21 protein-coding genes are annotated in these 25,726 nt (G+C 60.7%); 13 read left to right on the forward strand and 8 right to left on the reverse strand.

Annotated elements, in window-relative coordinates; translation table 11 throughout:
* The first annotated feature begins 208 nt into the window (after positions 1 to 208).
* From ACFT1A_RS18015 to ACFT1A_RS18045, 7 genes are all read left to right on the forward strand, one after another.
* Positions 209 to 1,210: a LacI family DNA-binding transcriptional regulator gene (locus tag ACFT1A_RS18015; RefSeq protein WP_378448075.1), complete on the forward strand. Its 1,002-nt coding sequence runs from the start codon at positions 209 to 211 to the stop codon at positions 1,208 to 1,210.
* Between the two features lie 370 nt (positions 1,211 to 1,580).
* Positions 1,581 to 2,513 carry a carbohydrate ABC transporter permease gene (locus tag ACFT1A_RS18020; protein ID WP_378448076.1) on the forward strand — a complete coding sequence of 311 codons (933 nt, stop codon included), beginning with the start codon at positions 1,581 to 1,583 and terminating at the stop codon, positions 2,511 to 2,513.
* A complete protein-coding gene (locus ACFT1A_RS18025) occupies positions 2,510 to 3,400 on the forward strand; it encodes a carbohydrate ABC transporter permease (RefSeq protein ID WP_378448077.1) in 891 nt (296 codons plus the stop codon). Before ACFT1A_RS18020 ends, ACFT1A_RS18025 begins: the two co-directional genes overlap by 4 nt.
* Positions 3,397 to 4,770 carry an ABC transporter substrate-binding protein gene (locus ACFT1A_RS18030; RefSeq protein WP_378448078.1) on the forward strand — a complete coding sequence of 458 codons (1,374 nt, stop codon included), beginning with the start codon at positions 3,397 to 3,399 and terminating at the stop codon, positions 4,768 to 4,770. Before ACFT1A_RS18025 ends, ACFT1A_RS18030 begins: the two co-directional genes overlap by 4 nt.
* Positions 4,770 to 5,849, forward strand: coding sequence for an ester cyclase (locus ACFT1A_RS18035; protein ID WP_378448079.1), 1,080 nt, complete (start codon positions 4,770 to 4,772; stop codon positions 5,847 to 5,849). The genes ACFT1A_RS18030 and ACFT1A_RS18035 overlap by 1 nt, the downstream gene beginning before the upstream one ends.
* A 1-nt stretch (position 5,850) precedes the next feature.
* Positions 5,851 to 6,933, forward strand: a complete 1,083-nt coding sequence (locus ACFT1A_RS18040) for an ABC transporter ATP-binding protein (RefSeq protein WP_378448080.1) — start codon at positions 5,851 to 5,853, stop codon at positions 6,931 to 6,933.
* A gap of 274 nt (positions 6,934 to 7,207) precedes the next feature.
* Positions 7,208 to 8,590, forward strand: a complete 1,383-nt coding sequence (locus ACFT1A_RS18045) for an L-serine ammonia-lyase (protein ID WP_378448081.1) — start codon at positions 7,208 to 7,210, stop codon at positions 8,588 to 8,590.
* A gap of 374 nt (positions 8,591 to 8,964) precedes the next feature.
* Here the strand turns inward: ACFT1A_RS18045 and ACFT1A_RS18050 are convergent, their stop codons facing one another.
* Entirely contained in the window at positions 8,965 to 10,467 is a 1,503-nt protein-coding gene (locus tag ACFT1A_RS18050) for an MFS transporter (protein WP_378448082.1), read from the reverse strand.
* Positions 10,468 to 10,624: 157 nt separating this feature from the next.
* Here ACFT1A_RS18050 and ACFT1A_RS18055 point away from each other — a divergent pair, with 157 nt between their 5' ends.
* Entirely contained in the window at positions 10,625 to 11,299 is a 675-nt protein-coding gene (locus ACFT1A_RS18055; protein WP_378448083.1) for a TetR/AcrR family transcriptional regulator, read from the forward strand.
* Between the two features lie 8 nt (positions 11,300 to 11,307).
* Here the strand turns inward: ACFT1A_RS18055 and ACFT1A_RS18060 are convergent, their stop codons facing one another.
* The 3 genes from ACFT1A_RS18060 to ACFT1A_RS18070 form a co-directional block, all read right to left on the reverse strand.
* A complete protein-coding gene (locus ACFT1A_RS18060) occupies positions 11,308 to 12,243 on the reverse strand; it encodes a DMT family transporter (protein ID WP_378448084.1) in 936 nt (311 codons plus the stop codon).
* Positions 12,244 to 13,127: 884 nt separating this feature from the next.
* The gene (locus ACFT1A_RS18065) at positions 13,128 to 13,772 is read right to left on the reverse strand and encodes a response regulator (protein ID WP_378448085.1); all 645 of its coding nucleotides are present in this window, start codon (positions 13,770 to 13,772) and stop codon (positions 13,128 to 13,130) included.
* Positions 13,763 to 14,983, reverse strand: a complete 1,221-nt coding sequence (locus ACFT1A_RS18070; RefSeq protein WP_378448086.1) for a sensor histidine kinase — start codon at positions 14,981 to 14,983, stop codon at positions 13,763 to 13,765. Before ACFT1A_RS18070 ends, ACFT1A_RS18065 begins: the two co-directional genes overlap by 10 nt.
* A gap of 173 nt (positions 14,984 to 15,156) precedes the next feature.
* Between ACFT1A_RS18070 and ACFT1A_RS18075 the strand changes: the two genes are divergently transcribed.
* The 4 genes from ACFT1A_RS18075 to ACFT1A_RS18090 all read left to right on the forward strand — a co-directional run bounded on the left by ACFT1A_RS18075 (position 15,157) and on the right by ACFT1A_RS18090 (position 20,613).
* Complete coding sequence (locus ACFT1A_RS18075) at positions 15,157 to 15,840, forward strand: DedA family protein (RefSeq protein ID WP_378448087.1); 684 nt, start codon at positions 15,157 to 15,159, stop codon at positions 15,838 to 15,840.
* A gap of 398 nt (positions 15,841 to 16,238) precedes the next feature.
* Entirely contained in the window at positions 16,239 to 17,021 is a 783-nt protein-coding gene (locus ACFT1A_RS18080) for an ABC transporter ATP-binding protein (RefSeq protein WP_378448088.1), read from the forward strand.
* Positions 17,018 to 19,408 (forward strand): FtsX-like permease family protein, encoded by a 2,391-nt coding sequence (locus tag ACFT1A_RS18085; protein ID WP_378448089.1) that lies wholly within the window; start codon positions 17,018 to 17,020, stop codon positions 19,406 to 19,408. The genes ACFT1A_RS18080 and ACFT1A_RS18085 overlap by 4 nt, the downstream gene beginning before the upstream one ends.
* A gap of 479 nt (positions 19,409 to 19,887) precedes the next feature.
* Complete coding sequence (locus ACFT1A_RS18090; RefSeq protein WP_378448265.1) at positions 19,888 to 20,613, forward strand: methyltransferase domain-containing protein; 726 nt, start codon at positions 19,888 to 19,890, stop codon at positions 20,611 to 20,613.
* Positions 20,614 to 20,840: 227 nt separating this feature from the next.
* Here the strand turns inward: ACFT1A_RS18090 and ACFT1A_RS18095 are convergent, their stop codons facing one another.
* Positions 20,841 to 21,854, reverse strand: coding sequence for a site-specific integrase (locus ACFT1A_RS18095; protein WP_378448090.1), 1,014 nt, complete (start codon positions 21,852 to 21,854; stop codon positions 20,841 to 20,843).
* Here ACFT1A_RS18095 and ACFT1A_RS18100 point away from each other — a divergent pair.
* Entirely contained in the window at positions 21,787 to 21,939 is a 153-nt protein-coding gene (locus tag ACFT1A_RS18100; protein WP_378448277.1) for a hypothetical protein, read from the forward strand. The two genes, ACFT1A_RS18095 and ACFT1A_RS18100, sit on opposite strands and share 68 nt — an antisense overlap.
* 217 nt (positions 21,940 to 22,156) lie before the next feature.
* Here the strand turns inward: ACFT1A_RS18100 and ACFT1A_RS18105 are convergent, their stop codons facing one another.
* The 3 genes from ACFT1A_RS18105 to ACFT1A_RS18115 form a co-directional block, all read right to left on the reverse strand.
* On the reverse strand, positions 22,157 to 23,479 hold the full coding sequence (locus ACFT1A_RS18105; RefSeq protein WP_378448091.1) for an MFS transporter: 1,323 nt from the start codon (positions 23,477 to 23,479) through the stop codon (positions 22,157 to 22,159).
* The gene (locus tag ACFT1A_RS18110; RefSeq protein ID WP_378448092.1) at positions 23,463 to 23,990 is read right to left on the reverse strand and encodes a carboxymuconolactone decarboxylase family protein; all 528 of its coding nucleotides are present in this window, start codon (positions 23,988 to 23,990) and stop codon (positions 23,463 to 23,465) included. The genes ACFT1A_RS18105 and ACFT1A_RS18110 overlap by 17 nt, the downstream gene beginning before the upstream one ends.
* Positions 23,991 to 24,063: 73 nt before the next feature.
* On the reverse strand, positions 24,064 to 25,494 hold the full coding sequence (locus ACFT1A_RS18115; protein WP_378448093.1) for an MFS transporter: 1,431 nt from the start codon (positions 25,492 to 25,494) through the stop codon (positions 24,064 to 24,066).
* Between the last annotated feature and the right edge of the window lie 232 nt (positions 25,495 to 25,726).

Consider the following 25,726-nt stretch of genomic DNA (forward strand, 5'->3'; position numbering starts at 1 on the left):
CCGACGATGGGTTGTTGTGTCAATGCCCTGGGTCGCTTTTCTGGGAAATTACGGCAATTTCTCGACATCGTCCCTGTTCGGAGAACTTCTTTTCGATTGAAACGCATGCAGCCCGACATCGGGTCCGTGTGTGTCAGTTGACCGCCTATGATCCGTATACATAGTGCGGATTCTCGGCTCTGCCGAGTGGTTGAGGAATGAGGAAGCAATGGCGATCACCAGTCGCGATGTTGCACGACTGGCCGGGGTGTCGCAGCCGACGGTCTCCCGAGCTCTTCGTGGAGACCCACGGGTTGCAACAGAAACCCGGATGCGGGTGGAAAGTGCGGTCGCAGCGCTCGGCTACGTACCAAGCGAGGCGGGACGCAGTCTCGTGACGCGTACAACCAAGCGTGTGGGGATCGTGGTCAGTGATCTGACAAATCCGTTCTATCCGCATTTGATCGGACCATTGCATGACACCCTCGAGAAGCATGGCTATCGGATGATGGTCTTCACCGAGCGCTCGGACAGCCAGATTTCCATCGAGCAGCTAGTGGATGGTTCGGTGGACGGACTGGTGTTGCTGACCAGTAATGTGGGCTCCGAACTGCCTACCGAACTCAATCGTCGTCGGATTCCATTCGTGTTCCTCAATCGGGAGAGCGGCCAGGGGTTGGGCGATGCTGCTGTGGTTGACAATCAGTTGGGCGGGCGCATAGCGGCAACCAAGCTCACTGCCCTAGGGCACCGGCGGATAGCCGGCATCTTCGGTCCTCTCGAAACCAGCACTGGTCGTGATCGTGAAATGGGCTTTCGGTTGGCGCTGGCGGATGCTGGTATCGGGCTTGTCCCCGATCTCACGCGGCATGGTCCTTTCGAATTCAAAACGGGCTATCAAGCGATGACAGAACTCTTGGCTCTACCGGAGCCGCCCACGGCCGTGTTCTGCGGAAACGATGTGGTGGCCATTGGAGCTGTCAACGCCGCACTGGCCAAGGGTGTTCGGATTCCCGACGAAGTAAGCCTGATCGGTTTCGATGACATTCCCATGGCGGCCTGGGAAGTATTTCGGCTTACGACTATCGGCCACGACCTCGACAAGATGGCAGCTGCCGCCGCTCAGTTGTTAGTTGAGCGGCTTCGTGGTGGGGTCGACAGCTCGCCGCGGAGGGTCGTGCTGGAGCCGCATTTGATCGAGCGTTCGACTCTCGGAGCGCCGACTTTCTGAAGCGTACGTGCATACGTATATCCCAGTGCTGTTCGTTGGTTGGGTCACATCACCTAGTCGTAGCTGAAGTTTCGACCGCGCAACGCTCGATAATTGCCTCTATCCCCAGTAAGTCGAGCAAGTTGGTTCCGTCCTGAGTGGGTCAGGGCTGTGTCGCTGAGCGAAATTTCATTGCTTCGGCCCTTGTTCTGAAGCTATACATACGCATACACTCTGAACTCATTGAGAGCTGCGTTACATTCGGTGATCGCCTCTCGTCCCAGCCCACACCTTCTAAGAAGGAGTTCCGAGTGACCACCCGAGTCCCCCCGGCCCACTCCGAATCAGGGGACAGTGACCGATCCTGTCCCCTCGGAATTCGAGCGCAGAAATGAGCACCGTGACGATCGACCGCAAAACGGGAAGGCCGGTGAATCGCCACTCGGCATGGCGTCGACTCGGCGTCCCGTACGCGCACCTCGCTCCGGCCTTGATCGCAGTGGCCCTGACGACGTTCTATCCTCTTGCGGTAGCGCTGATCAACAGCTTTCGGCACTGGCGGGTCAACGAGACCCGTGAACCGCAACAGTTCGTCGGACTGGATCAGTACGCGAAGGCGCTGTCTGACAGTAATTTTCACAATTCCGTATGGGTGACGCTGATATTCACGATCGTATCGGTGGTCGCCTCGGTAGGTTTGGGTCTTGCCATCGCGCTGGTGCTCAACCGCACGACATGGCTGTCGGGGATGACCAAGGCACTGCTCATCCTTCCGTTCGCCGTTGCACCGGCTTTGAAGGGATACTCGTGGCGCTTCATGTTCAACCCCGACTACGGCGTATACGACAAGATGATCAAAGCCGTTGCACCGTTCACGGATTCGATCAACTGGTTAGGTGATCCGTTCTGGGCGCTGATGGTGATCGCGGGCAGTGAGATCTGGGGATGGGCGCCGCTGATTGCCCTGATGTTCCTCGGTGGGCTGGGTTCGATTTCACCCGAGATTCGCGATGCCGCGCGAGTTGACGGAACCAATGCCTGGCAAGAGTTCTGGAAGATCAGTTTCCCACTGCTGCGGCCTCTGATTTTGATCGTGGTGTTTCTCAAGGCGGTGTTCTCGGTCAAGATGTTCGATCAGGTGGTTACCACCACAGGCGGCGGTCCAGGTCGAGCTACCGAGACGCTCAATTTCTTCGCCTATTCACAAGGTTTCACCTTTCTGGACATCGGCTACGCATCGGCAGTGTCCTGGATTCTCGTCGTCGTTCTCGGTGCACTTGCCGCTGTGTACCTGATGCTCATGGGAAGGCAGGATTCGAAATGACTGACATTCTTGAACGCGCGAACACGCTCTCTCGATCGTCCACGACCAAGCGACGTCGTCGGCCGAAGAGCACGACTCAACGTGTTTTCGACGTCCTGCGAACATTGACGACGTTGGCAATTCTCTTTTTCGTGATGTTCCCTATTCTCTGGCTGGCCTTGACCGCGTTCAAGCCGGAACGCGAGGTCTTCAGCACCTCGATCATCTTCCGCCCCTCTCTTGCCAGTTTCCGCGAGATTCTTTTCGGGGCAAACAATCTCGTCCACCCGATGTACAACAGCATTGTCATTGCAGTCGTGACGACGGTGCTCTCGGTTCCGCTTGCCTTGTTGGCCGCATACGGGTTCTCCCGCTATCGTTTCCCTGGTAACAAGCCGATTCTGTTGGCCATCGTCATCACCCAATTCATTCCCGGTGTCGCGATCGCGCTTCCCTTCCTGACTATGTTCCGTGACTTGGGGTTGCTCGATACGAAACTGGCTCTGATCGTCGCCAACCTCGCCATTGTCGTTCCTTACAACACCTGGTTGTTGAAGGGTTTCGTCGATGGGCTTCCCATTGAGGTGGAGGAGGCAGCTCGTTTGGATGGTTGCGGTCAGCTCAGACTCTTGTGGCGAGTGATCACACCGCTCGCTGCACCGGGAATATTCGTTGGTGTCGTCTTCGCTTTTCTGTTGTCCTGGAACGAATTTCTCTTTCCTACGTTCTTGGCGCGCACCGACGCGATCACTCTGCCGGTGTCATTGATCTCGCTCGAACGACCAGAAGGGATCCAGTGGGGCCCGATGGCCGCTGCCGGCTTGCTTGTCATGGTCCCGATGATTGTTCTCGCAACTTTGGTTCGGAAGCACTTTGCGCAGGGTATGACGCTAGGAGCAGTGAAATGAGATCAATGTTCAGTCGCCGTGGTCGAAGACTGATTCCGGCCGCTATCGCCCTGACACTCGCGGTGATCGTCTCTGCCTGTGGCTCCGGGCCGACCACCGAGGATTTCATGTCGCAGGTAAAAGATGGCTCGGTCGATGAGTTCGGACTCTTGGAGGGAAAACCTTACGACGGCACCACCATTCGATTCCTGACATGTTGTGCTTCTTCCCCTCAGTTCGCCTCGCTGAAGGCACGCACCGCCGAATTCACCGAACTCACTGGAATCACGGTCGAATCGTCGAATGTTCCTTACGCAACCTTCCTGCAGAAGATTGTCGCCGAAAGCGCAATCGGCGGGGGCACGTACGACATGCTGATCTGGCCGGATGCCTGGGGTCCGTCCCTGAAGGTAGGTGTGCAGCCGCTGGACGAGGTAATGGCGAAGGACGGAATCACACTCGACGACTTCTCAGGTCCCTTCAGGGAAGCCGCCGCTGCAGGAACCGATGGGCAGACGATGGGCCTTCCCCTGCGTGGTTTCTCGTATAACTTGTTCTACCGCAAAGATATCTACGATCAGCTTGGTCTCGAAGCGCCGAAAACCTGGGACGAGTATTACCAGCAGCTCGCGCTCATCAAGAGCAAGACCGACAAGTATCCGTTGGCCGGGCAGTTCAGCCGTAACAGTGGACAGAATCTGTACACGTGGTTGACGATGCTGTGGAGCAACGGGGCGGAACTGTTCGACGGGGACGGCAATCCGACCTTCACTTCGTCGCAAGCCGTGTCCACCACGGAGAAGTACATCGAATCGGTCCGCCAGGGATATACGCCACCGGCGTCCACGAACTGGGGTGAAACCGATGCGACAACGGCCTTCCTCAAAGGAAATGCTGCCACCGTCATGTCCTGGTCGTGGCATCTCGATGACTTCACGAACACAAGCAAGGCTGCACCGGAACTCGAGGGCAATGTAGGCGTAGCGGCGCTGCCGGCTTTCGCTGGCAAGACTCCGTCGAGTTACGCCTACACCTGGTTGACGGGAGTGCTCAACACGTCGAAGAATCAGGGAGCTGCTTGGGAATACGTCAAGTGGATGACCAGCGCATCTACCGAGCGCGCTGTGGCCCTGGATAAAGATGACCCCGCCACTACTACCGGAATCACCGTTCACAATTCGAACATGCTCGATCCGGAAGTCAACGCGGCCAACAAGGATTTGCCGGAGATCCAGTACGAAGTACTTCAGTCCGCTCGCGCGATCCCGATGAATCTGGATTGGCCCCGAATCATGGACATTCTGGCAGTCGCCGTCAATGAAATGGCGAACGGTGCGGACGTGCAGAGCACTCTCGAATCAGCTGCAGACGAAATCAAGAAGCTCGACTGATGGCCAGCGAAAAACACTACCAAGGAAGCGAATTGATGAACCCTGATCAGACCGAACAGGCCAAAGCAGTGCTGAACGAAATTGCCTACAAACCATACGCAGACCCGGAAGAGTTCATCGTCGAGTGGACGGACCGAATTTGGGTGGAGCGCGGAGTCGGCCTGATTCGAGAAAACTACGCACCCGATTCGATAGTGCACGGCGCCTACGGCACCGGGATCGGCGTCGAACCTGTCGTTCGGAGCACGCTGACCAAGATCAGCGGCTTCCCCGATCGCGTCGGGCAGGCAGAAGACGTCGTCTGGGAAGCACGCGGTGACGACGCGTTTTTGAGTTCTCATCGGATCTTCAGCAGTGGCACCGATACCTCGCTGTCCACCTATGGTCCGCCCTCAGGACGGCGATACTCTGCCAAAACGATCGCGAACTGCCTGTACCGGCGCGGAGTGATGGAAGAAGAATGGGTGGTGCGCGACGAATTCGCAGTGATTAGCGATCTGGGTCTCGATCCGGCGGCGGTAGCTCGGGACCTCGCGTTCAGTGAATTCACCGGGTCGGCGACGCTTTCCGGCTCGGTGGACGTCCTCACCGGCGGAGACTCCGGCCCACGCCCGGATCTGTTCCGGGGCGAATGCGATTTCGTCCTCGAAATGATCGAGGAGGTATGGAATCAGCGCAACTTCGATCGGATCGGGCAATACGTCCCGCGAGATGTGCTGTGCCACACCACCCGCAACCGCACACTCAGCAGGCAGGCCAATTTCCAGTCGTCGATCATCGACATGCTCGCTCCGTTCCCGGATGCACGTATCCACGTCCGGGACATCGCCGCGAACTACTCCGAGCACCACGGTGGTCTCCGCGTTGCGGTTGTGTGGTGGCTCACGGGAACGTACACAGGGGTGCCTGCGTACGGACGGCCGACAGGCTCGCCAGTGCAGGTACTTGGATCGTCACAGTTCCTCTTCCGCGACGGCAAGATTACGACGGAATGGCGTATCTACGACGAACTCTCAACTCTCACCCAGATCGTCCACGCGCGCGGCGACGAGCCGGTCGTCATTTCAGGAAGGGCATGACATGGCCACAGTGAGCTACGACAGCGCTACTCGTCGATACCCGGGTACCGAGATCGCCGCAGTAGATCAGCTGAACCTCGAGATCACGGACGGCGAATTTCTGGTGCTGGTAGGCCCGTCCGGGTCGGGCAAGACCACGGCCCTGCGAATGTTGGCGGGCCTGGAGGACATCGACGAAGGCGGAATCTCCATCGGGGATCGTGATGTGACAATGGTTGCACCGAAGGACCGTGACATCGCCATGGTGTTCCAGTCGTACGCGCTGTACCCACACATGACGGTCGCTGACAACATGGGATTCGCGCTCAAATTGCGCGGCGAGCCCAAGGACGTGGTGAAGGAAAAGGTTGCCGAAGCTGCACGCCTGCTCGATCTCAGCCCGTACCTCGATCGCAAGCCGAAAGCCCTTTCAGGTGGTCAACGTCAACGAGTTGCCATGGGGCGAGCTATCGTTCGAGATCCTTCTGTGTTCTTGATGGACGAACCACTGTCCAACCTCGATGCGAAACTTCGCGTCGAAACCCGCGCCAACATCGCTGCGCTGCAACAGCGACTCGGCACCACCACTGTCTACGTCACTCACGATCAGGTCGAGGCAATGACCATGGGACATCGGGTCGCGGTACTCAAAGACGGTATCCTGCAACAGGTTGCCAGCCCGCGAGAGCTCTACGAACGTCCGTCCAATGCCTTCGTTGCCGCATTCATAGGCTCGCCCGGCATGAATCTCGCGACCCTGGCCGTAGCCGGGGGTGGCGTTCAGCTCGGTGATCTTGTCGTGCCGATCGCACGGTCAGCGTCGTCTGGGCTCAGCGAAGTGACATTCGGAATTCGTCCGGAAACACTGCACCTCGTTGGCGTTGCCGACGAGGGGTTCGAACTCACAGTCGAGCTAGTTGAGGAATTGGGTGCGGACGCATACGTCTACGGCACCGTTTCCGGTTCGACTGGGACACAACGGGTGAACGTGCGAGTGGACGGGCGCACTCCGCCGAAACTGGGGCAAACAGTGCGGGTAGGCGTGCGAAACAACGCCGAGGTACACCTGTTCCATCCGAGCAGTGGTGCGCGATTGGCCGCCTGAACCGATTGCCGATGGAGGATTGTCCGACGCTATGAGGGGCGTCGGACAATCCTTTCGAAGACCCAACCGGTTTGGATCAGCTGTCGGGACCGGGTTTCACCTGAGAGTCGATACACGCGAGATGAGGACGTATGACAACTGCCATGTATGACCTGACTTCCCGTGCCGGCCGAATATCACAGCCCATGGTTGGGCGCAGTTCGCGGAGACGTCGAAGTCAGACCACGAGCGACGAAGCCAGGCATATCTTTGCCTTGTACAGGTTCACAGGCGAATGACTATCAGTGTGTTCGAGCTCTTTTCGATCGGCATCGGGCCGTCGAGTTCGCATACCGTCGGACCTATGCGAGCGGCAAGTATGTTTGTCGACGACCTGGACGCAGTCGCCGTTCTCGATGATGTCGCTGAAATACAGGTAGATCTGTATGGATCGCTTGCGGCTACGGGCGCCGGGCACGGAACGCTGTCTGCCATTCTCCTCGGACTCGAGGGATGTCGCCCCGAGAGTATTGAGCCCAAGGAGATGGAAGCACGGCTCACCCAAGCACGCTCCACTGGCAGAATCCGCCTCGGGGGAACGATAGACATATCGCTCTCGGAAGACGATATGGTGCTTCGCCCCTTGACTATTCTGGATGTTCATCCCAATGCGTTGACATTCACAGCAGTCGCCGCACGCGGCCAAGAGGTCCACAGTCGGACCTATTACTCGGTCGGTGGTGGTTTCGTTGTCGCAGAGAATGATTCGGAGTCGTCTACGCGTCGTGATCAACATTCCTTGTCGTTTGGTTCCGCGCAAGAGCTTCTCGAGCTCACCGAACGCTATTCACTCTCGATCAGCGACGTGATGCTCGGGCACGAACGAACACTGCGCTCGGATATGGAGGTTCGAGAGCGGCTTTTGCACATACGCGACGTCATGGTCGAATGCTGGCACCGTGGAATCGGCCGAGACGGCTACCTCCCGGGCGATCTCGGCGTGCGCCGCCGCGCTCGTGACTGGTACCACCGCCTTCTTGTGGAAGACCGCGAGCGTGACCCCGCATTCGCTGAGGACTGGGTCAATCTGGTTGCTCTGGCAGTCAACGAGGAGAACGCCTCCGGAGGCAGAATCGTGACGGCTCCCACCAATGGTGCCGCAGGGATCATCCCAGCCGTCCTGCACTACGCCTTGCATTACACCCGAGCAGGTCAAGCGGACCAGGACAATGCGACTATCCGATTTCTACTAGTGGCAGGCGCCATCGGTTCGCTCTACAAAGAACGAGCCTCGATTTCCGGTGCAGAAGTCGGTTGCCAAGGTGAGGTGGGCTCCGCGGCATCGATGGCTGCCGCCGGTCTGGCCGAAATACTCGGCGGCAGTCCGAAACATGTGGAGAACGCGGCAGAGATCGCGATGGAACACAGCCTAGGGCTGACGTGTGACCCGATAGGGGGTTTGGTGCAGATACCGTGCATCGAACGCAACGCAATCTCGGCAGGAAGAGCGATCAGTGCGGCTCGAATGGCATTGCGCGGAAATGGGACACACCGCGTAAGCCTGGACCAGGTGATCGAGACGATGCGGACGACAGGTGTCGACATGAACTCGAAATACAAGGAAACGTCGATGGGTGGCCTTGCTGTCAACGTGCCGGTGAACATTGTCGAGTGTTGACCTCTAAACACTCGGTATGTCGATCGAAATTCGGCTCACTTTCGGGTATTGATCATCCGAAGTGCAAACCGAAATACCACTGCGGCACCCGCACCTGCAGCCAGACCGGCGACGACATCGGCAAGAAGGACACCGACGCCTATGCCCAGGACGGCAGCAGCGGCGACGGCAAGGGCGACGTCAGCACGAGGAGCGGCGATCGCGGCATCCTTTCCCCGAGTATCGAACGAGCACCCATCTCAACGGAGCATGTCACGAAACTGTCGTCCGCAGGTGTATCAACAGCAAAATGTGTGAAACGCGTCGGCCCCGACGGAGTTGGACTCCGCCGGGGCCGGGCTGTGGGTATTGCGCTGTGTGTATTGGGCGCTGGTTCAGCGTGTCGGGACGGATTCCTTCGAGGAAGTAAGGGACGTATCGGTGTGCGGGCTACCAATCTCCTTGCGGGAGTTGGTGCTGTTGAACCGAGGGAGGAAGCCTGCCAGGACAAGTGCGATGACGGCGGATCCGGCAGCGAGAGCCATGACTACGCGGAAAGCGTTCTCCGACGGCAGCGTTGCCCCACCGATGGACATGGTCATCTGGGCGATGACGACACCGGCGATAGCGCTGGCGAATGATGTACCGAGGGAGCGCATCAGGGTGTTGAAGCTGTTGGCTGCACCGGTCTCGGACGGAGGAACCGCCCCCATGATGAGGGCGGGCATCGCACCGTAGGCCATACCGGTACCTGCACCGATGATCACTGCGATCACGATCAGTTCCCAGATGGAGTGCATGGCGAAAATGCCGATGCCGTAACCGATTGCGACCACAACGGCGCCGAGCATGAGCGTCACCTTGGGGCCGTGCGAATTGGTGATGCGTGAGGACAGAGGAGAGATGAGCATCATGACGATGCCGGAGGGAGCCATGACCAGACCTGCGGTGAGCATCGAACCGCCGAGGCCGTAACCGGTTACCTCAGGCAACTGGACTACTTGGGGAAAGACCATGCTGGCGGCGAACATCGCGAATCCGAACACGATGGATGCGAGGTTGGTGAAGAGCACCTGGCGGCGGATGGATACGCGTAGATCCACCAGTGGCTTGGGGGTGCGTAGTTCCCACCATGCCCAGAATCCGAATATGACGATCGAGGCAGCGAACAGCGAAAGCGTGAGCGTGCTTGTCCATCCCCAGTCGCCACCCTTGGAAATGGCAAGTAGTAGAGCGATGAGGGCAGCTGATAGCGAGATTGCTCCGCCGAAGTCGAACGTGCCACCCGTGCGAACCGTCGATTCGGGGACCAGGACGACAACAAGTCCGGCCGCAAGTGCACCGAGGACTGCAGACGCCCAGAACAGAACGTGCCAGTCCGCGTATTCCGCGATCAGGGCCGCGATCGGAAGCCCCAGCGCGCCACCGACTCCCAGCGAAGCGCTCATCATCGCAACGGCGCCGGCGAGCTTCTTGGGCGGAAGTACGTCGCGCATCACGCTGATACCCAGCGGGATGACGCCGGCCGCAAGACCCTGGAGGATTCGGCCGGCAACGAGGGGGATCACACTCGAGCTGAGTGCTCCGACCACCGAACCGGTCACCAACAGCGCCATGCTGATCAGGAGTAGTCGGCGTTTGCCGAACATGTCGCCCAAGCGGCCCATGGTGGGGACGGCGACGGCAGCGGCGAGCAGGGTGGCGGTCACCGCCCACGCGGTATCGGACGCGGGAGCGTTCAAGTACTCCGGCAGGTGCGGGATGATCGGGATGACCAGCGTCTGCATGAGCGAGACGACGATGCCGGAAAACGCCAGAACAGCCACCACTGCGGTGGTGGCTGGCGACTTCGTTGTCTGTGGCGGCGTTGTCGGTGGCGGAGAAGTGTTTGACGACATTGCTGTAACTCCATCGGAGGAAGACGAATAGTGGTTTAAGTCAGTTGATTGAACTAAACTTAAATCAAGTGACTGACTTAACGGAAGGGTGCGCCTCCGATCGTGACGAACATCTCCGGTGCCGAGCAGCTTCCGACAGTCGAGGATGATGGTGTCCATGACTACGAGGACTGAGGATGTGTCGACCGAAGCCGGCGTCGCGGCAAATTCCGCGCGCTCTGCTGCAACCCGAGACCGCATTCTCGCCGTCGCCGAGCAGCTGTATGCCGAACACGGAGTCTTTGCGGTCTCGAACCGTCAGGTGAGCGAAGCGGCAGGTCAGGGCAACAATGCGGCCGTCGGATATCACTTCGGCACCAAGACCGATCTGGTCCGCGCGATCGTGAACAAGCACTCCCGACAGATCGAGAAGAAGCGCGGCGAACTGCTACGGGAGGTTGAAGGGTCGAAGGACGTTCGAGACTGGATTTCGTGTCTGGTGCGGGCGTCGACCGATTACTATGCCGAAATGGGTGGCCCGACCTGGTACGCGCGGTTCAGTGCGCAGATTCTCACCGATCCAGTCCTGCGGAAAATCGTCTACGACGAGGTTCTGGCCTCGCCCACCCTGCAGGAGACGCTTCGCGGACTATCAGCCTGTCTCACTGACATGCCGATGAGTGTTCGACGCGCTCGCGCGGACATCGGACGCAATGCGATCGTGCACATGTTCGCCGAACGTGAGCGCGCGCTTGCCGAAGAGGGGCAGGACGAGGTCACATCGTGGGAGGACTTCACGACCGACCTCGTCGACGCATTGGTGGGTCTTTGGACTGCCCCGATCAGCCGCTGACTGGCCGCTCATCCGCGCTGTCCACCCGTTCCGGCGGAACCCAATGGATCTTGTGCCGGTGGAAGATCCAGGAGCAGGCCGACTCCCGCAAGAATGATGACGAGCCCGCTGACGAGCGTGAACGTGACAGGCTCGTTCAACCACAGCACTCCGATCGCTGATGCCGAAATCGGCACCAAAAGAGTGACGGCCGATGCCGCGACTGGGCCCGCCTGACGAATGATCCAGAAGTAGACCAGGTAGCCACCGGCGGTAGCCCCCAGTCCCAAGGCTGCCACGGCGATGAGTGGACCGACGGTTATGGGCCCCGGTGGGGGAGCGACGGCGGACACGGGCACCAAGAGGGCAACCGCGGCAAGTTGTTGGCCGAGGGCCAGTGTCATTGGTGGAGTGTCCTGGAACGACTTTCGTGCGTAGACACCTCCGACGGCGTACAGCAGCGCCGCAGTCAACGACGCGCCGACGGCCAGCATTGCGCGACTGTCGAGCGCTGACGGAATCCCGCCGACGAGCACCGAGACACCGGCAATGCCGATCGCAACACCCGAGATTTTTCGCCACGTGATCTTTTGCCGAAGCCAGAAGGCTGCGACGAAGACCGTGAACATCGGTGTCGTGGCATTCAGGATCGACGCCGTCGACGAGTTGAGTCCGACGATCGCAGTTGCGACAAGCGTCAGGGGTCCAGCGACGTTGAGGGCTGCCAACAGTAGGAATGGGGGAAACCGGTGACCGACTGCGCGCCAGGTCGATCTGCTGGAGGCCGTTATCAGTGCGAGAACCAGCGCTGCGACTATGAAGCGGGCATGCGTCGTGCCGACGGCGCCGAAGGTTGGAGCAGCCACGGCAACCAGGGGAAACGAGCTCCCCCAGAGCGTGCCGACCAACAGCAAAGCTCCAACTACGGCGAATCGGCTACTGCCGATTGCTTTCCGATTCTTCATCGAGCCTCTTCGTCAAAGACCTTGCGGACCTGGATGGTCAATGCCTCGACCTACCCTATACCCCTAGTAGGTACTCTGGTTGTTGTGTCCTGTTGATGCAGGTGATCGGAGACTATTTGACGGCTAATTTGCTTTCCTGCAATGGTTTATGTGGCGAGGTGCTGGCCGCACGCACCTTCGTGCTCAATCTAATATACCTATAGGGGGTATATTGATGAACGTGTGAGGCTGGCTTCCCGGCTAGCCTCCGTCCCCCAAGAGAACAGGAATCCCAATGAGCAGCTGTGGCTGTGGCAATACCCCGAAGACTGACGCCAATGGCGCTGCAGGCACTGTCGGTACGGCGATGCCGACCGGCGGGAAAGACCTACTCAACTCTGGGAGTAGTGAACTCGTCGAATGTCGGGTCATGCCCGGCAGTGTGATCGAGAAGGCGCGTGCAGAAGCGGAAGGCCTCTTCCGTGACTTCGAAGGCAATCGGTACTGGTTCTGCTGCAAGGGGTGTGGTCCTCGATTCGACGCAAATCCTAGGAAGTACGCCGATGTGAGCTGAGCGAAAAGTGGTGGTGCAGGCGATGTCTGCGACCACCACTGTTTCCGCCTGTGGTGAGCACTGTCGGGATTCGGGCAAGGTCGAGTCACATCGGCTCGGTGAGCCAGCGACGTTGGCGATCCGGTAATCTCCAGCGATCCGGTGTCCGGGTGCTGAACCGCCGCAGTTGCAGCGCAATAGGATTGAGTTCGATCGTCTTGGTGAACCCAGTGTCGGGGGACTGGCCGCGAAGATCAATGACTCGGCACATTCTGCGCACTTCCAGTCCCCGTCCCGCAACCGGTCTCGTGCCGAGACGTCTTCGGACCAGAAAAGCGAGAATAGGCCGCGGTCAGGTGCGCAGGTAGGTCACCACCGCCACCACGCGTCTGCTCAGACCGGAGGAGTTCGCTAAACCGAGCTTATCGAAAATTGCGTTTATATGCTTCTCCGCGGAGCTCACAGAAATGTGCAGATCGGCTGATATTCGCGCGTTTGTGAGCCCCTGGGCCATTAGCTCGAGAACATCGTGCTCGCGCGGAGTGAGTCGGTCGAGGGGATTCGATCGGGTCGTGCGTGACAACAGCTGTCGCACAACCTCTGGGTCGAAGGCGGTTCCGCCGTTGGCAACCCTGTTCAAGGCGTCCAAGAACTCGTCGACCTGGGCGACGCGGTCCTTCAACAGATAGCCGACCTTCCCTTCGGATCCGCTAATCAGCTCAGCTGCGTACCGGTTTTCGACGTGCTGGGAGAGTACGAGTACCGCTACCTCCGGCCATCGACCACGAATGGTCAGCGCCGCCCGCATCCCCTCGTCGCTGTGATCCGGAGGCATTCGGACGTCGGTGACGACAATGTCCGGACGATCGTGTTCCACGGCCCCGAGGAGCGCGTCGGCGTCTCCCACGGATGCGATTACTTCGTGGCCTTCGTCGATGAGCATGCGGACCAGACCCTCGCGCAGCAGCGTCGAGTCCTCGGCGACCATCACCCGCATGGGACACTCGCCGTCACGACTGTCGGGCCGCCGACCGGGCTGTGCACGGTCAGGGTGCCGTCCACGGCCGCGACGCGGCGGGCCAGTCCGGATAATCCGGTGCCACCCGGATCGGCCCCACCAGGTCCGTCGTCGGTGATGGTTGCGAGCGCGCGGTCGAACCTCTGGTTGGTGACGGTGACCTCGACGAGTCGAGGGAAGGCGTGCTTGGCTGCGTTGGTCACTGCCTCCGAGATGACGAAATAGACCACCGTCTCCACGGCGGGTCGCAACCTCTCTGTCAGTTCGTATGTGATCCGGACTGGAACGCTCGCCCGCTGGGCCATCGTCTCGACCGCCGCGTGTAGACCGTCGTGATCGAGCGCAATCGGGTACACCCGGTTGGCCACCTCGCGCAGCTCGCTGATCGCCTCCTGGGATGTGACATGGGCTTGGGCAAGGAGTTCTTGCAGCTTGTCGGGCTTCTCGGCGCGGCGGGCCCGGCCGATGAGCATCCCTAAAGCAACCAATTGCTGCTGTACTCCGTCGTGCAGGTCGCGCTCGATCCGGCGGCGTTCGTCGTTGATGGCATCGACGACGTGATCTCGGCTACTCGTTAGTTCAGCCACCCGCTGGTGCAGCAACCGGTCGGACTGCCTTCCGAGTGCTCGGATGACGAACCAGCGATCGAGCGATCCAACCCCTCCCACCCCGACAACCGCTACGAAGATCAAGAGGATTCCGGGCAGCGCGGCTCCCGCAACGAGCCGACCGTCGACCCGGTCGGAGTTCTCGATCAGGCCCCAGCCGCCATCTAGGACCCATGCCGAGACCATCGATCCAGCTACGACGAGACAGAGCGTCAGAAGGAGGACCACGCCGATTCCGAGTAGTCCAATCGTCCACCGCACTCCGAGAAACCAGCGGCAGTGGCGAGGGGTCAGCACGTCCGTCTGAAGTTGACCGTGGAAGCGGGTGATCCGCCGGATCTCGATCGCGGTCAACGCTTGGGCGCTTTCATCGACTGCGGTTCGCAGTAGTTCTCCCCGCCGGCCGAGGACGCGCGCCAACGCGAGGGCGAGTAGGGCCACCACGATGTACAAGAGGGCAGAGATCGCGGTGACGCTACCGAGTAGAACCCCAGCGAGGGCGATTAGCCATCTCCGAAGTAGTGAGCTGACAGCAATCCGATCCGCCAGGTCGGGTGGGTACACGACATGGTTCCTCAGCACGCAAGCAGCATATGCCGAGCTTGTGGCCACGGGTATTGCGGTAAACCACAAGGCTTTCACGAGGAAGGTCTGTAAAGGTCGACGGCTTTCCTCGATGTCGCCCATTCGGGAAGCTCCTAACGTTCTCAGCAACCTTCCTGACGAGAGACGTCACCAACTAATAGGAGATTGGCATGTCCGATTTATTGTTCGCTGCGGCTGCAGAGGCCGAGCCACTCGATGGACTGGCCGGTTGGGCGGTCGACATCATGGACGCGCTCGGCGGCCCCGGCGCGGCCCTCGTCGTCGGTGCCGACAACCTATTTCCGCCAATCCCGAGCGAACTCGTTCTGCCGCTGGCCGGGTTCTCGGCCAGCCAGGGAGTGTTCTCCTACGGTGCCGCACTGTTCTGGACGACGCTCGGCTCGGTCCTGGGCGCGGTCATCGTCTATGCGGTCGGCGCACTCATCGGGCGGGAGTGCACGCGGGCACTGGTGGTGCGGATCCCGCTGCTCACGGCCAGCGATTTTGACCGGTCGGAGGCGTGGTTCGCCAGGCACGGCTCAAAGGCAGTGTTCCTTGGCCGCATGGTCCCGCTGTTTCGTAGCTTCATATCCTTGCCGGCGGGAATAGAGCGAATGGGGATGGCGAAATTTCTTGTACTTACAACAATCGGCAGTCTGATCTGGAACACCGTGTTCGTCACCGCGGGATATCAGCTCGGCGAGAACTGGCACCGCGTAGAGGGGTATGCCGGAATCGTGCAGAAGATCGTCATTGTTTCGGTCGTGATTGCTTTCGTCGTATTCGTGGGCATGCGGTTGTGGGCCCGCCGCCAGGCCGGGAGAACCGATCGTTCCGGACACCGAGCACTATGACAACGCCAGAGTGGTGACCCAACGCGGCACCGAGCCCTCGCCCCCCGGCTGAGCCGGCCGACGGGGCGGCCGGCTCAGCTAGATTCGTCAATCGGGATCGGCCAGGGACAGAGCGCACGTAGCCGGGGAGATGACGCTTCGACCGTCATCGCGCACTGCAAGTGCGGATTTTGCCTACCCATCTCGCCAAGGTCCCGAAGAAGTACATCACCGTGATCCCTCCACAAGCTTGGGTGTCGCCCAGACTGGGCTGGGCCGCGGGTCGTGGCCGTCGTTGAATTATCTCGACAGCGCATCAGGGACGGCGCGACTGCAGTTCAACCCCTGCGGTTTACCGCCATGGAGGTGTGCGACTTTCCTCGTACCGGAGGCTCGACCGGTCCGCTTCGCTAGAGATCATGGACAACAGCATCAATCAGACCACCACCCGTGAGCAGCCTGCGGTCCGCGTGCGCGCCGCACGCCGCCGGTACAACCTGGGCGACGAGACCGTCAACGCACTGAACGACCTCAGTGTCGACTTCTACCGCAGAAGCTTCACCGCGGTGATGGGCCCGTCGGGCTCGGGCAAATCAACGCTGTTGCAGTGTGCCGCGGGGCTCGACCGATTGGACGGCGGGGAGACCTTCATCGGCAACGTCGAGGTCGGCTCGCTCAGCGAACAGGCACGGACCCTCCTGCGTCGGTCCAAGGTGGGCTTCGTCTTTCAGTCCTACAACCTTATCGACTCGCTGACGGCAATCCAGAATCTCGAGCTACCTCTGCGGCTGGCCGGTCTCGAGCCGGACCGTCCCCGCATCACCGCAGGACTGGCGAGGGTCGGTTTAGGGGATCGGATGCATCATCGGCCGTCTCAGCTGTCCGGTGGCCAGCAGCAGCGAGTCGCCGTCGCTCGAGCCCTGGTGTCCGAACCAGAGGTGGTGTTCGCGGACGAGCCCACGGGCGCCCTGGATACCGCCGGCTCACTGTCAGTCTTGGAGCTACTGCGCAGCGCCGTCGATCGTGAGGGGCAGACCGTGGTGATGGTGACCCACGACCCGATCGCGGCCTCGTTCGCCGATCGGGTGCTGTTTCTTCGTGACGGGAAGGTGGTCGACGACCTACAGCATCGCCGGGGCGCCCCAGGCGACACCCGGACCGCCGCCCAGATCGCTGCTCGGATGGCCGAGGTCACAGCATGATCACATGGGCAATGGCATCCCTCCGGATCCGGATCACGGCTGCGCTGGGCGTACTGCTAGCGGTGTTCGTTGGCGTTCTGATCACCACTGCCACAACGCAAGTCATGACTGCCGCAAGGCCACAGCCGCCGGAACGGCTACAGGGGACGTCGTTAGTGGTCGCCGGTGAGCGAGCGACGAACGTGCTGGGGCAAGCGGGTGACCGCAGCGCGTGGGGCGGAGACCAACTCGCCCAGCTGACGCAGCGAATCCGCTCGGTACCGGGCATCTCCGATGTCGTGGCAGACCGCAGCTTCCTCGCGCAGATCGTCACGCCGACCGGAGCACTGCCGCGAGAGGACCCGATGGTCGCGGGCCACGGGTGGTCGAGCGCGTCGCTGGCTCCTTACCGACTGACTTCCGGTGCGGAACCGCGGCAGGCGTCGGAGGTCGTGCTTGGGCCGGAATTCGGTGCCGCGGTGGGCGACACGGTCAGTCTTCGGACTGCACACCGCGATGCCGAGGTGAAAGTCGTCGGCACCACCGACGGTCCCGGCGTCTACTTCGACGACCTTACCGCCGAGCAGTTGGCACCTGCTGCCAACCTTGTCGGTATGCAAGTTGCCGACGGGCCGTCGGCAGCCGCCTCGGTGAAGGCGGTCGCGGCGGAGTTCGGTGGTGAGGTGGTGACCGATCGTAGTGCGCTGCAGGATGACTCGGTTGCGAAAAGTCGTTATCTGAGCAGTCAGTTTTTGACGGTGCTGGCCCTCGCATCGTTGGTGGTGAGCCTCTTCGTCGTCGCGGTCACCTCGAAGTTTGCGGTCGACGAGCGCACGCAAGAATTCGGTCTCCTCCGCGCAACCGGAGCGCTGCCAAAGCAGTTGCGCCGCGTGGTGCTGCTGGAAGCCTTGCTGCTGGGGACGTTGGGATCGGTCGCAGGAACGGTGGCCGGGGTGCTGGCGACGGCGCCGCTGGCAGCGATGTTGCGATCGTGGGGGATCCTGCCCGCCCAGCTCGTCATGACGGTCGACTACTTCGGTGCCCTGACAATGGTCCTAGGAGGTATCGCCGTAGCCGTGATCGGCGCCGCCATCTCGGCGGTGAGCGCTTCGCGGGCGAGCCCGCTGGCCGCGATGCGACCTGAGTCGACCCGGCCGCGCAAGACTACCGGGTGGCTACGAATTGTCAGCGGAATCGCATTGGCCGCGCTCGTCGTAGTCGAAGTGGTCGCCGGCCGCACGGTGCCGGGCCTGGACTCGGTGTTGATGGCGATCGTCATCGCTCTCACGACCGCCGTCGCTGCCGCGTGTCTCGCACCGGTAATAGTGCCTCGACTCGCTCGAATCTTGCTGTGGCTTCCCTGGCGAATGCGCCCGTCCGCCCCGCTTATGGTTGGCGGCGCCGAGGTCACCACAAACCCGCGCCGGTCGGCCTCAATCGCTGCGCCGGCCATCATCGCGGCGGCTCTCGCCATCCTCACCAGTGGGTTCATTCCCGCGATGCGAATCGCGTATCCGGCAGAGACCGCAGGCCAAATGCAGGGCCAATCAGTGCTGGTTTCCGAGGCGGATTACCTAACGGCGGATCAGGTGTCCCAGATATACGACAAATACGATGTCATCAAGGTCGGGATATCTAGCCGTGCCCGGCTCGTTGTTTTCGGATCAACCGTCGCGCTCCCAGTCACGGCACTCCCGAGGGCGGCCGACCCTACTGGATTCGAGGTGCCCCGCTATCTAGCCGAGGAGAACGGCTGGCGCACTGGCGACACCGTCACTTTGGTGATGGCGGACGGAAGGACCCTTAACCCGGCTATCACGACAATCGTGGACGAACCTAGGGGTGAACGTCCCGGTGTGACCCTTTCTGAAGGCATCCTTCGTTCGCACGACCCCTCTGCCGTGGCGGACGAGGTGTTCGTGCGGTCATCCCCTACCCAGACGACCGCCGAACCCCCCGCGGGTACCCGTGTTACGGATGCGATTACCTGGTCCTCGACCCGCTTCGACAAGGACCTGACACTGCTCAATCGCTACGTCAAGACCTTCATCGCAGTCGCTGTCGGCTACGCCGTGCTCGCCGCCACCATCACCATCGCGATGTCGATGCGGCATCGACGGACCCAGATGCGCACGCTAGCACGCTCCGGTGCCAGCAAACGCCAGATCAGCGGTGTGGTCGTCATCGAAGCCGTCATCTCAGGCACGTGCGGTGTACTGCTGGGTGCACTCTGTACGCTCTTGCCGCTGCATGAGATGGCAGCCGGTCTGTCGAACACCACTGGAAGCCCAGTGGGGGTTCACCTCGACTGGGTACAGGCCTCGATGGTGCCGCTGGGAATGGTGTGCATGATGGGAGTGACTGCTTCGGTAGTGAGCTCCCGGCGCCGGCCAGCGAGCAACCAGTGACGCTCATCTGTGATGCGTTGCACCACAGGGCCGCAAGCTGTAACGGCGCTGCGATGGCCTGGTTTCGCCCTAGCGCGGTTGGCTTAGTTTGCCGGTCGGTGGTCGCTGATGGAGGTGACCTCTGCGGTGAATTCGAGTTGTTCTCGCTGGCACCGGTTTTCAATGGTCAGCCCCGGACGTGCTCTTCGTCTATTTCGACGCACGCCTGACCTGCGTGTAGTGAGATGTCGAGTGGCTGAGGGGTGTTTAGGTATGTAAGGCAAGTTGTTCAGCCGTGCCCTAGGGCGTCCGAGACGCACTGGCGGGGCGTGTGCTCTAATTGGCCGGTGATGACCTACGCGCAGCTCTGGTGGCCGCTCAACCAGCGGCCCTGAACTGTGCACTTTTCGGCCGCCTATTGCGCGGCCGACGATCCTCGCCTCTGCGGCAGTCATCCCGGTTCACGCAGTGAGGTGGCCTCATACCGAGAGGACCATTCCATGACCTTTGACCACGACCCTCATGTGAACGGAATCGGCGAGTTGCTGATCAGTTCCCGCTCGCTCAGCGAGTACCGGGCGATGTTCGCCCTGACCGACAACGATCTATCTCTTCGGATCCTGGATTGCCCCGGCGGCGGCGCTGGGTTCACCAGTGAAGTAAGCAACCTCGGCGGTGATGTAATTGCTTGCGATATAGCCTATTTCGAGAACAGTGCGAAGAAGCTTGCCGCCATTGCGACATCCGAGGCGGATCGAGGGAATCACTATGTCCGTGCACACGCGGAACAGTACGAGTGGACGTTCTTCGCCGATCCCGACGAACATCGGCGCGTCAGGCAACACGCTGCCCAGCGGTTCGCGGCTCATATTCGCCGACACCCTGACCACTATGTCCCAGGCCGATTGCCGTCGTTGCCGTTCGCTGATGCCAGCTTTGATCTGGTACTCAGCTCCCACCTGCTGTTCAGTTACGCCGAGCGCCTCGACCACACTTTCCATGTCGACGCGATTACCGAGCTGATGCGCGTCACCTCCGGAGAGGTGCGTATCTTTCCGCTGGTGGAAGTGGGCTCATCGGAGGCTTATCCCCGACTCGTTGAGTTGCTCGCCGACCTACGTACTCGCAATATCGTTGGTCACACCGTCAAGGTCGACTACGCATTCCAGCGAGGCGCCGATCACATGTTGGTGTGCCGCCGTGGCCTGTCTACTGCCACGTCGTAACCGCATAACGGTGAGCAAGTTTCCCTACGTGAGCGTTTCCGATTGTTCGCGGTCGGATGGGGGCAGCCCATCCGACCGCGAACAAACGACGAATACGTTGGGAACCCAGCCCCGACACGAAATCGCACCGCTCGGCATCCGGAAACCCTGAGCGCTCATGCAGGTTTGAGGCATGCAACTCGACCAAACCGGTCGTGACGGAATAGACCTCGGGAACCCGCTTTTCGCTAGCGCGCCGTTCGCGGTGACGCGTTGCCGGACATGCGGATGTGGGCCCTGCACCGAACACCCAACCGTGTGCTCGAGGACGGAAGATGCATTTCTTCGCGGCGAAGCGCTAGCATTTCGCCGCTGCACATACCTGTCTCATCGAGTACCGCATTCGGAAACATATCTCGTTGATGCACTGTACTTTTCAGCAAACTGGTAATCTTCTTGCTGCTCAACGGTTGCACGGGGCTTTCGGACTCAGGCAAGCTTAGTGTCCGGGAATTCACTGTTCGGAATTGCTCGTCTTCGCCCCAACTCTGGCCCTGTGCGCGATATCGGAGGAACCGCGGCCTGCTCAAACAATCCGTCACCGACGCGTCCATCCACCCGCGAGTCGCGGCGAACCGCAGGAATTCGCTCACCGACGTCATGGTTGCGTTCGCCGGGCGACTGGGCCGAAAGCGCGGTCCTCGAGTCGAGTTCACGCTCCGGGCGGGTAGTGGCTCTGATACCAAAGGTCGCAAGAATCGTGAAAGATCTTTGATTGCAACCGTTCTCCAATCCATGAGATTGGCGGCGCACTGGGTGAGGAACTGAGCTATTCGTTCCGCGTACGCGCGCGCGATGTTCGGCGACCGTCCAGTATCGCGGAGGTACGCCAGATAGGCGCAAGCCTCAAATTGAAAACGAAATCTGCATCGACAACCCCATGACAGATCCCGTCGTCGACCGGCGAAATCGCCCTCTCCGCGCAGTAGCGCAACGTCAACGATCAGGACGTTCGACCCGCCGAGAGCAGTGAAAGCAGATATCGGCCGGGCGCTCCGGCTCAGGCGTGGGGGAGCATCACGGATCGACCATGTGAGTATCGGGTGAAAACGTCTGCGCTCTACATGTCCGGATAACTCGCTGCAAAACAACAGCTTTGCACAAAATGCACGATGCTCAATGGCCGGAGTGACCGTGCGCGTCACCGATGCCGCCGAAACCAATCTCGTCGAGATCGACATGCTGGTGACCGCCGACGCCATCACCCAAGTGCGGCCACCTGAACCAGGCAACTGTCAAACGCGCGAAGGGCCGGTGAACGATGCGCTCACTAGCCCTTACGCGTAAACGACCGACCTAGGCCACCACTCCTGGAGGATGGAGATGTTTCAGTACCAGATCGCCGGATCGGTAAGCGCGAAGGAAATTTCGCCGTCGTGGATTGCCGTTTCCTCGACCAGTTGATCGATGTTCGCGTAGATGTACTGACCGTTGCACGGATGTGAATGACCGCCGGGGGTGTTCGCTTGCGTGCAAAAGAAGAGCGCCTAGTGAAGGTTCGACATCAGACAGTGCGAGCACAAGCGCACTGGGTAGCTGCCAAGGTGCATTCGCCTTGCGTCGTTTCGTATGTCGGGGGTGCGGGCAATTCAGCACCGGTCTCCCGAGGCCAAAGTACAAATCCTGCAACGGCTCCCGCTGCGGCAAGAGCTGCGAGGATGCTCCAGGTGACCGCAAATCCCGCGCTCGTGCCGACCCATCCGGCGATCGGATAGGTGACAAGCCAGGCGAGATGCGACAGCGAGAACTGGGCCGCGAACACCTCCGGTATACCTGCGGGGTCGACGGAGCGCCGAAGCACCTTTCCGGTCGGTGTGACGATCATGGCCATCCCGGCGCCGATGAGTGCCCACACTGCGGCAGTGAGCATCCACGTGAATACGCCGACCACGGCGAGGGATGCTGCCGCGCCGGCGCTGAAGACCAGAACGACGGAACCTGCTGTCATCACGATGCGTTCAGCGGTTCTGTCGAGAATGCGTGGAAGAAGCAGAGCGGTCACCAGCGTGCCGGTGCCCGATGCGGCAAGCATCCAGGCCACGTCGGATTGGGTTCCACCGAGCTCGTCGCGAACGTAGTTGACGGTATTGACCACCACGATCGAGCCGGCTGCTGCCACCACGAGGTTGAGGGCCATGATGCCGCGCAGTCGCGGTGTGGTCACGAAGATCCGCACTCCGGACGCGATCCGATCCCACGCCTTGCGGTGAGTACTGGGACGAGCGTTGGGGATTCGGGTGGCCAGCACGAGCAGCGCCGAGACGGCAAAGCCCACGGAGGTGGCGACGAACAACAGGTTGAACGTCATGAAGGACAACGCGACTGCGGCAAGAACAGGGCTGAGCAGACTTTCCATCGTGTAAGCGACCTGCGATGCCGACAGCGCGCGGGTGAAATCGGCCTCGTCGGTCACGATGTCCGGGATGACCGCCTGGAACGTGGGAGTGAACGCTGCCGACGCAGCCTGGAGAACGCCTACCAGCACGTAGATGTGCCAGATCTCGCTGACGAAGGGCAAGGCGATCACTACCGCTGCGCGAATGACGTCGAGCGCGACGAGGAAAGCTCGTCTCGGCAACCGGTCTACGTACGCCGCTGCGAGTGGAGCGATCACGACGTACAGGGACATCTTGATAGTCAGCGCGGTGGCCAGCACGGCCCCGGCGCTCGGTCCGGCGAGTTCGTATGCGAGTAGACCCAACGCAACCGTCGCCAACCCAGTGCCGAACAGCGCGATGATCTGGGCGCTGAAGAGCAGGCGATAGTCGCGAATCAAGAACAGACGCATGCTGTTCCGTTCTGGCGCGGTCCTAGCGGTCCGGTTCATCTGGTTTCACTCCCGCGACAAGATTGAAAGCTCCGGTCAGGACATTGAGGGCGACGATTCCGACTACGTCTGCGATCTCGCGATCACCGTAGCCGTACGCTCGAAGGTCCGAGATGTGTTCGTCGGAAATCGAGGCAGGTTCCCGATAGACGCGAAGTCCGAGGTCGATTATTGCCGCGATGGCGGGATCGGCCGACGTGCCCGCGCGGGCACGCTCGATCTCGTCCGCCTCGACGCCGTTGGCGTACGCGGCGGAGACGTGGGCTTCGAGGCAAACAGCGCAACCTTGCTGGACCTGTACAGCGATCGAGATTCGTTCGCTGATCTTGCGGTTCAACTTCGCTCGCTTCATTGCCCGGCTGAGTTGCAGATAGCCACCCAGCACGGCGGGGGAATGAGCCATCGCCGCAACCATGTCGCCGACCTGTCCGTGACGGTTGACGAGCTCGGCGAGCAGGTCTTTGGATGTGCCGACAGCGGTGGCCGGTGTGAGAGGCGCAAGACGTGACATGAGGAGTCCTAAGTGGTTCCGACGGTGGTGGGTTCGGCGGACGATCGCCCGCCGAACCCACTACCGGAGTTGGTCAAGAATTGACGGTGGACTTAACGGTTCGAGGCTCTTCGATTTTGGGTGAGCGCATCACTACCGCGGTGATTCCCGCGCCCACCACTGCGATGACGGCTGCACCGATGAACACTGCGGAGAACCCGTTCGTCAGCTCGGTCAGGTCACCGAGTTGATCAGCGCCGAACACTGCTGCGATCGCGGTCATCACCGCGAGACCGACAGCCGAGCCGACTTGGTAACTGACGTTGACGATGCCGGAAGCCAATCCGCCCTCCTCTGGGCGTGCGGCCGAAATCGCCGTACCCAGTGAAGGAATGAACGCCAGCGTCATACCGGCCGCAGCTACCAGCGAGGCCGGCAGGACGTCTACCCAGAAGTTGCCGGTGGGCCGGATCAACGACATCCAACCCAAACCTATTCCCAGGACCAGCAATCCGGCGACGATCATCGCTTTTGCGCCGAAGCGCGCCATGGCCCGTGGTGCCACGACGACCATGCCGAGCATGACGAAGATCGTCATCGGCAGCAGAGCCGCACCGGCGGGGAAGGCGCTGTATCCAAGCACTTGCTGCAGATACAGGTTCAGGAAGAACCACATCGGTATCCAGGCGGCGCCGAGCACGAGCTGAGCGATGTTCGCGGCACCGAGGTTGGGCGCCTTGAAGATTCCCAGACGCACGAGAGGCTCCCGACGCTTGGACTGGATCAATACGAATGCACCCAACAGAGCGGCCGACACGGCGAGCGCCAGCCACGTCTGCCCGGATCCCCAACCGACGTCAGGTGCTCTGACGATGCCGAAGACTCCGACAGCAAGACCTGCGGTGACAGCGAGTGCGCCGAGGAAGTCGATCGACCCGGTACGTGCCGGTGCGTTGGGCATCAGGAGGGGAGTAGCGATCAGCGCGATGACGGCGATGGGAATGTTGAGGTAGAACACCCAAGGCCAGCTGGTGTATTCGGTGATGACGCCGCCGAGGAACACGCCGGCCGTACCACCTGCCGGGGCGGCAGCGCCGTAGATGGACAGCGCCTTGGTCATCTCTTTCTGCGTGCTGCCGAACAGCATCATCAGCAAGGTGAGCGCCGACGGTGCGATGAGTGCGGCACCGGCACCCTGAACTGCGCGGCCCGCAAGTTCGACGGCGACGTTACCGGCGGCGCCGGCGACAACGGAACCGATCAGCAGGATCAGCCAACCAGCGGTGAACACTCTGCGGGCGCCGAACAGGTCGGACAGGCGCCCACCGAGGAGGAGTAGCCCGCCGAATGCGATGACGTATGCATTGAAGACCCAGGTGAGACCTTCCTGGGAGAAGCCGAGATCGCTCTGCATCTGGGGGAGAGCGACACCGATGATCGAGGTGTCCATGATGACCATGAACTGAGCGGCGGCGATCAACGCCAACGCCCACCACTTACGTGTGGATTGCGGTTGTGTGGACATTCTAAATTCCTTACCTGTACGGGGTATAGGTGATGCTTGCTTGTTCCGAGGACGTCGTAAGCGAGCCGCTGCGACATCGGTGCAGTGCGACGATGGAATGTGTGGGGAATTGATGCTCTCGGAACTCATTCGACCGGCGCTCGACGTAGGTGCGCATCGGATCTCCTTCGAGTGAATTCAAAGTCCTTCGGTCGTTCGTTGCATACCCTAGGGGGGTATGGTACAAATTGCA

The organism is Rhodococcus sp. NPDC057135 (assembly GCF_042670865.1).
Taxonomy (GTDB): Bacteria; Actinomycetota; Actinomycetes; order Mycobacteriales; family Mycobacteriaceae; genus Rhodococcus_F.

What these genes read in the sequence shown, in the direction of transcription:
- ACFT1A_RS18075 (WP_378448087.1), top strand. Translation starts at nt 15,157, where the DNA reads ATGTCCGATTTATTGTTCGCTGCGGCTGCAGAGGCCGAGCCACTCGAT.
- ACFT1A_RS18060 (WP_378448084.1), bottom strand. Translation starts at nt 12,243, where the DNA reads ATGAAGAATCGGAAAGCAATCGGCAGTAGCCGATTCGCCGTAGTTGGA.
- ACFT1A_RS18050 (WP_378448082.1), bottom strand. Translation starts at nt 10,467, where the DNA reads ATGTCGTCAAACACTTCTCCGCCACCGACAACGCCGCCACAGACAACG.
- ACFT1A_RS18055 (WP_378448083.1), top strand. Translation starts at nt 10,625, where the DNA reads ATGACTACGAGGACTGAGGATGTGTCGACCGAAGCCGGCGTCGCGGCA.
- ACFT1A_RS18095 (WP_378448090.1), bottom strand. Translation starts at nt 21,854, where the DNA reads ATGGCGTCGGCGGTCACCAGCATGTCGATCTCGACGAGATTGGTTTCG.
- ACFT1A_RS18045 (WP_378448081.1), top strand. Translation starts at nt 7,208, where the DNA reads ATGACTATCAGTGTGTTCGAGCTCTTTTCGATCGGCATCGGGCCGTCG.
- ACFT1A_RS18065 (WP_378448085.1), bottom strand. Translation starts at nt 13,772, where the DNA reads ATGCGGGTGATGGTCGCCGAGGACTCGACGCTGCTGCGCGAGGGTCTG.
- ACFT1A_RS18015 (WP_378448075.1), top strand. Translation starts at nt 209, where the DNA reads ATGGCGATCACCAGTCGCGATGTTGCACGACTGGCCGGGGTGTCGCAG.
- ACFT1A_RS18040 (WP_378448080.1), top strand. Translation starts at nt 5,851, where the DNA reads ATGGCCACAGTGAGCTACGACAGCGCTACTCGTCGATACCCGGGTACC.
- ACFT1A_RS18035 (WP_378448079.1), top strand. Translation starts at nt 4,770, where the DNA reads ATGGCCAGCGAAAAACACTACCAAGGAAGCGAATTGATGAACCCTGAT.
- ACFT1A_RS18105 (WP_378448091.1), bottom strand. Translation starts at nt 23,479, where the DNA reads ATGAACCGGACCGCTAGGACCGCGCCAGAACGGAACAGCATGCGTCTG.
- ACFT1A_RS18025 (WP_378448077.1), top strand. Translation starts at nt 2,510, where the DNA reads ATGACTGACATTCTTGAACGCGCGAACACGCTCTCTCGATCGTCCACG.
- ACFT1A_RS18080 (WP_378448088.1), top strand. Translation starts at nt 16,239, where the DNA reads ATGGACAACAGCATCAATCAGACCACCACCCGTGAGCAGCCTGCGGTC.
- ACFT1A_RS18030 (WP_378448078.1), top strand. Translation starts at nt 3,397, where the DNA reads ATGAGATCAATGTTCAGTCGCCGTGGTCGAAGACTGATTCCGGCCGCT.
- ACFT1A_RS18085 (WP_378448089.1), top strand. Translation starts at nt 17,018, where the DNA reads ATGATCACATGGGCAATGGCATCCCTCCGGATCCGGATCACGGCTGCG.
- ACFT1A_RS18115 (WP_378448093.1), bottom strand. Translation starts at nt 25,494, where the DNA reads ATGTCCACACAACCGCAATCCACACGTAAGTGGTGGGCGTTGGCGTTG.
- ACFT1A_RS18090 (WP_378448265.1), top strand. Translation starts at nt 19,888, where the DNA reads ATGACCTTTGACCACGACCCTCATGTGAACGGAATCGGCGAGTTGCTG.
- ACFT1A_RS18110 (WP_378448092.1), bottom strand. Translation starts at nt 23,990, where the DNA reads ATGTCACGTCTTGCGCCTCTCACACCGGCCACCGCTGTCGGCACATCC.
- ACFT1A_RS18020 (WP_378448076.1), top strand. Translation starts at nt 1,581, where the DNA reads ATGAGCACCGTGACGATCGACCGCAAAACGGGAAGGCCGGTGAATCGC.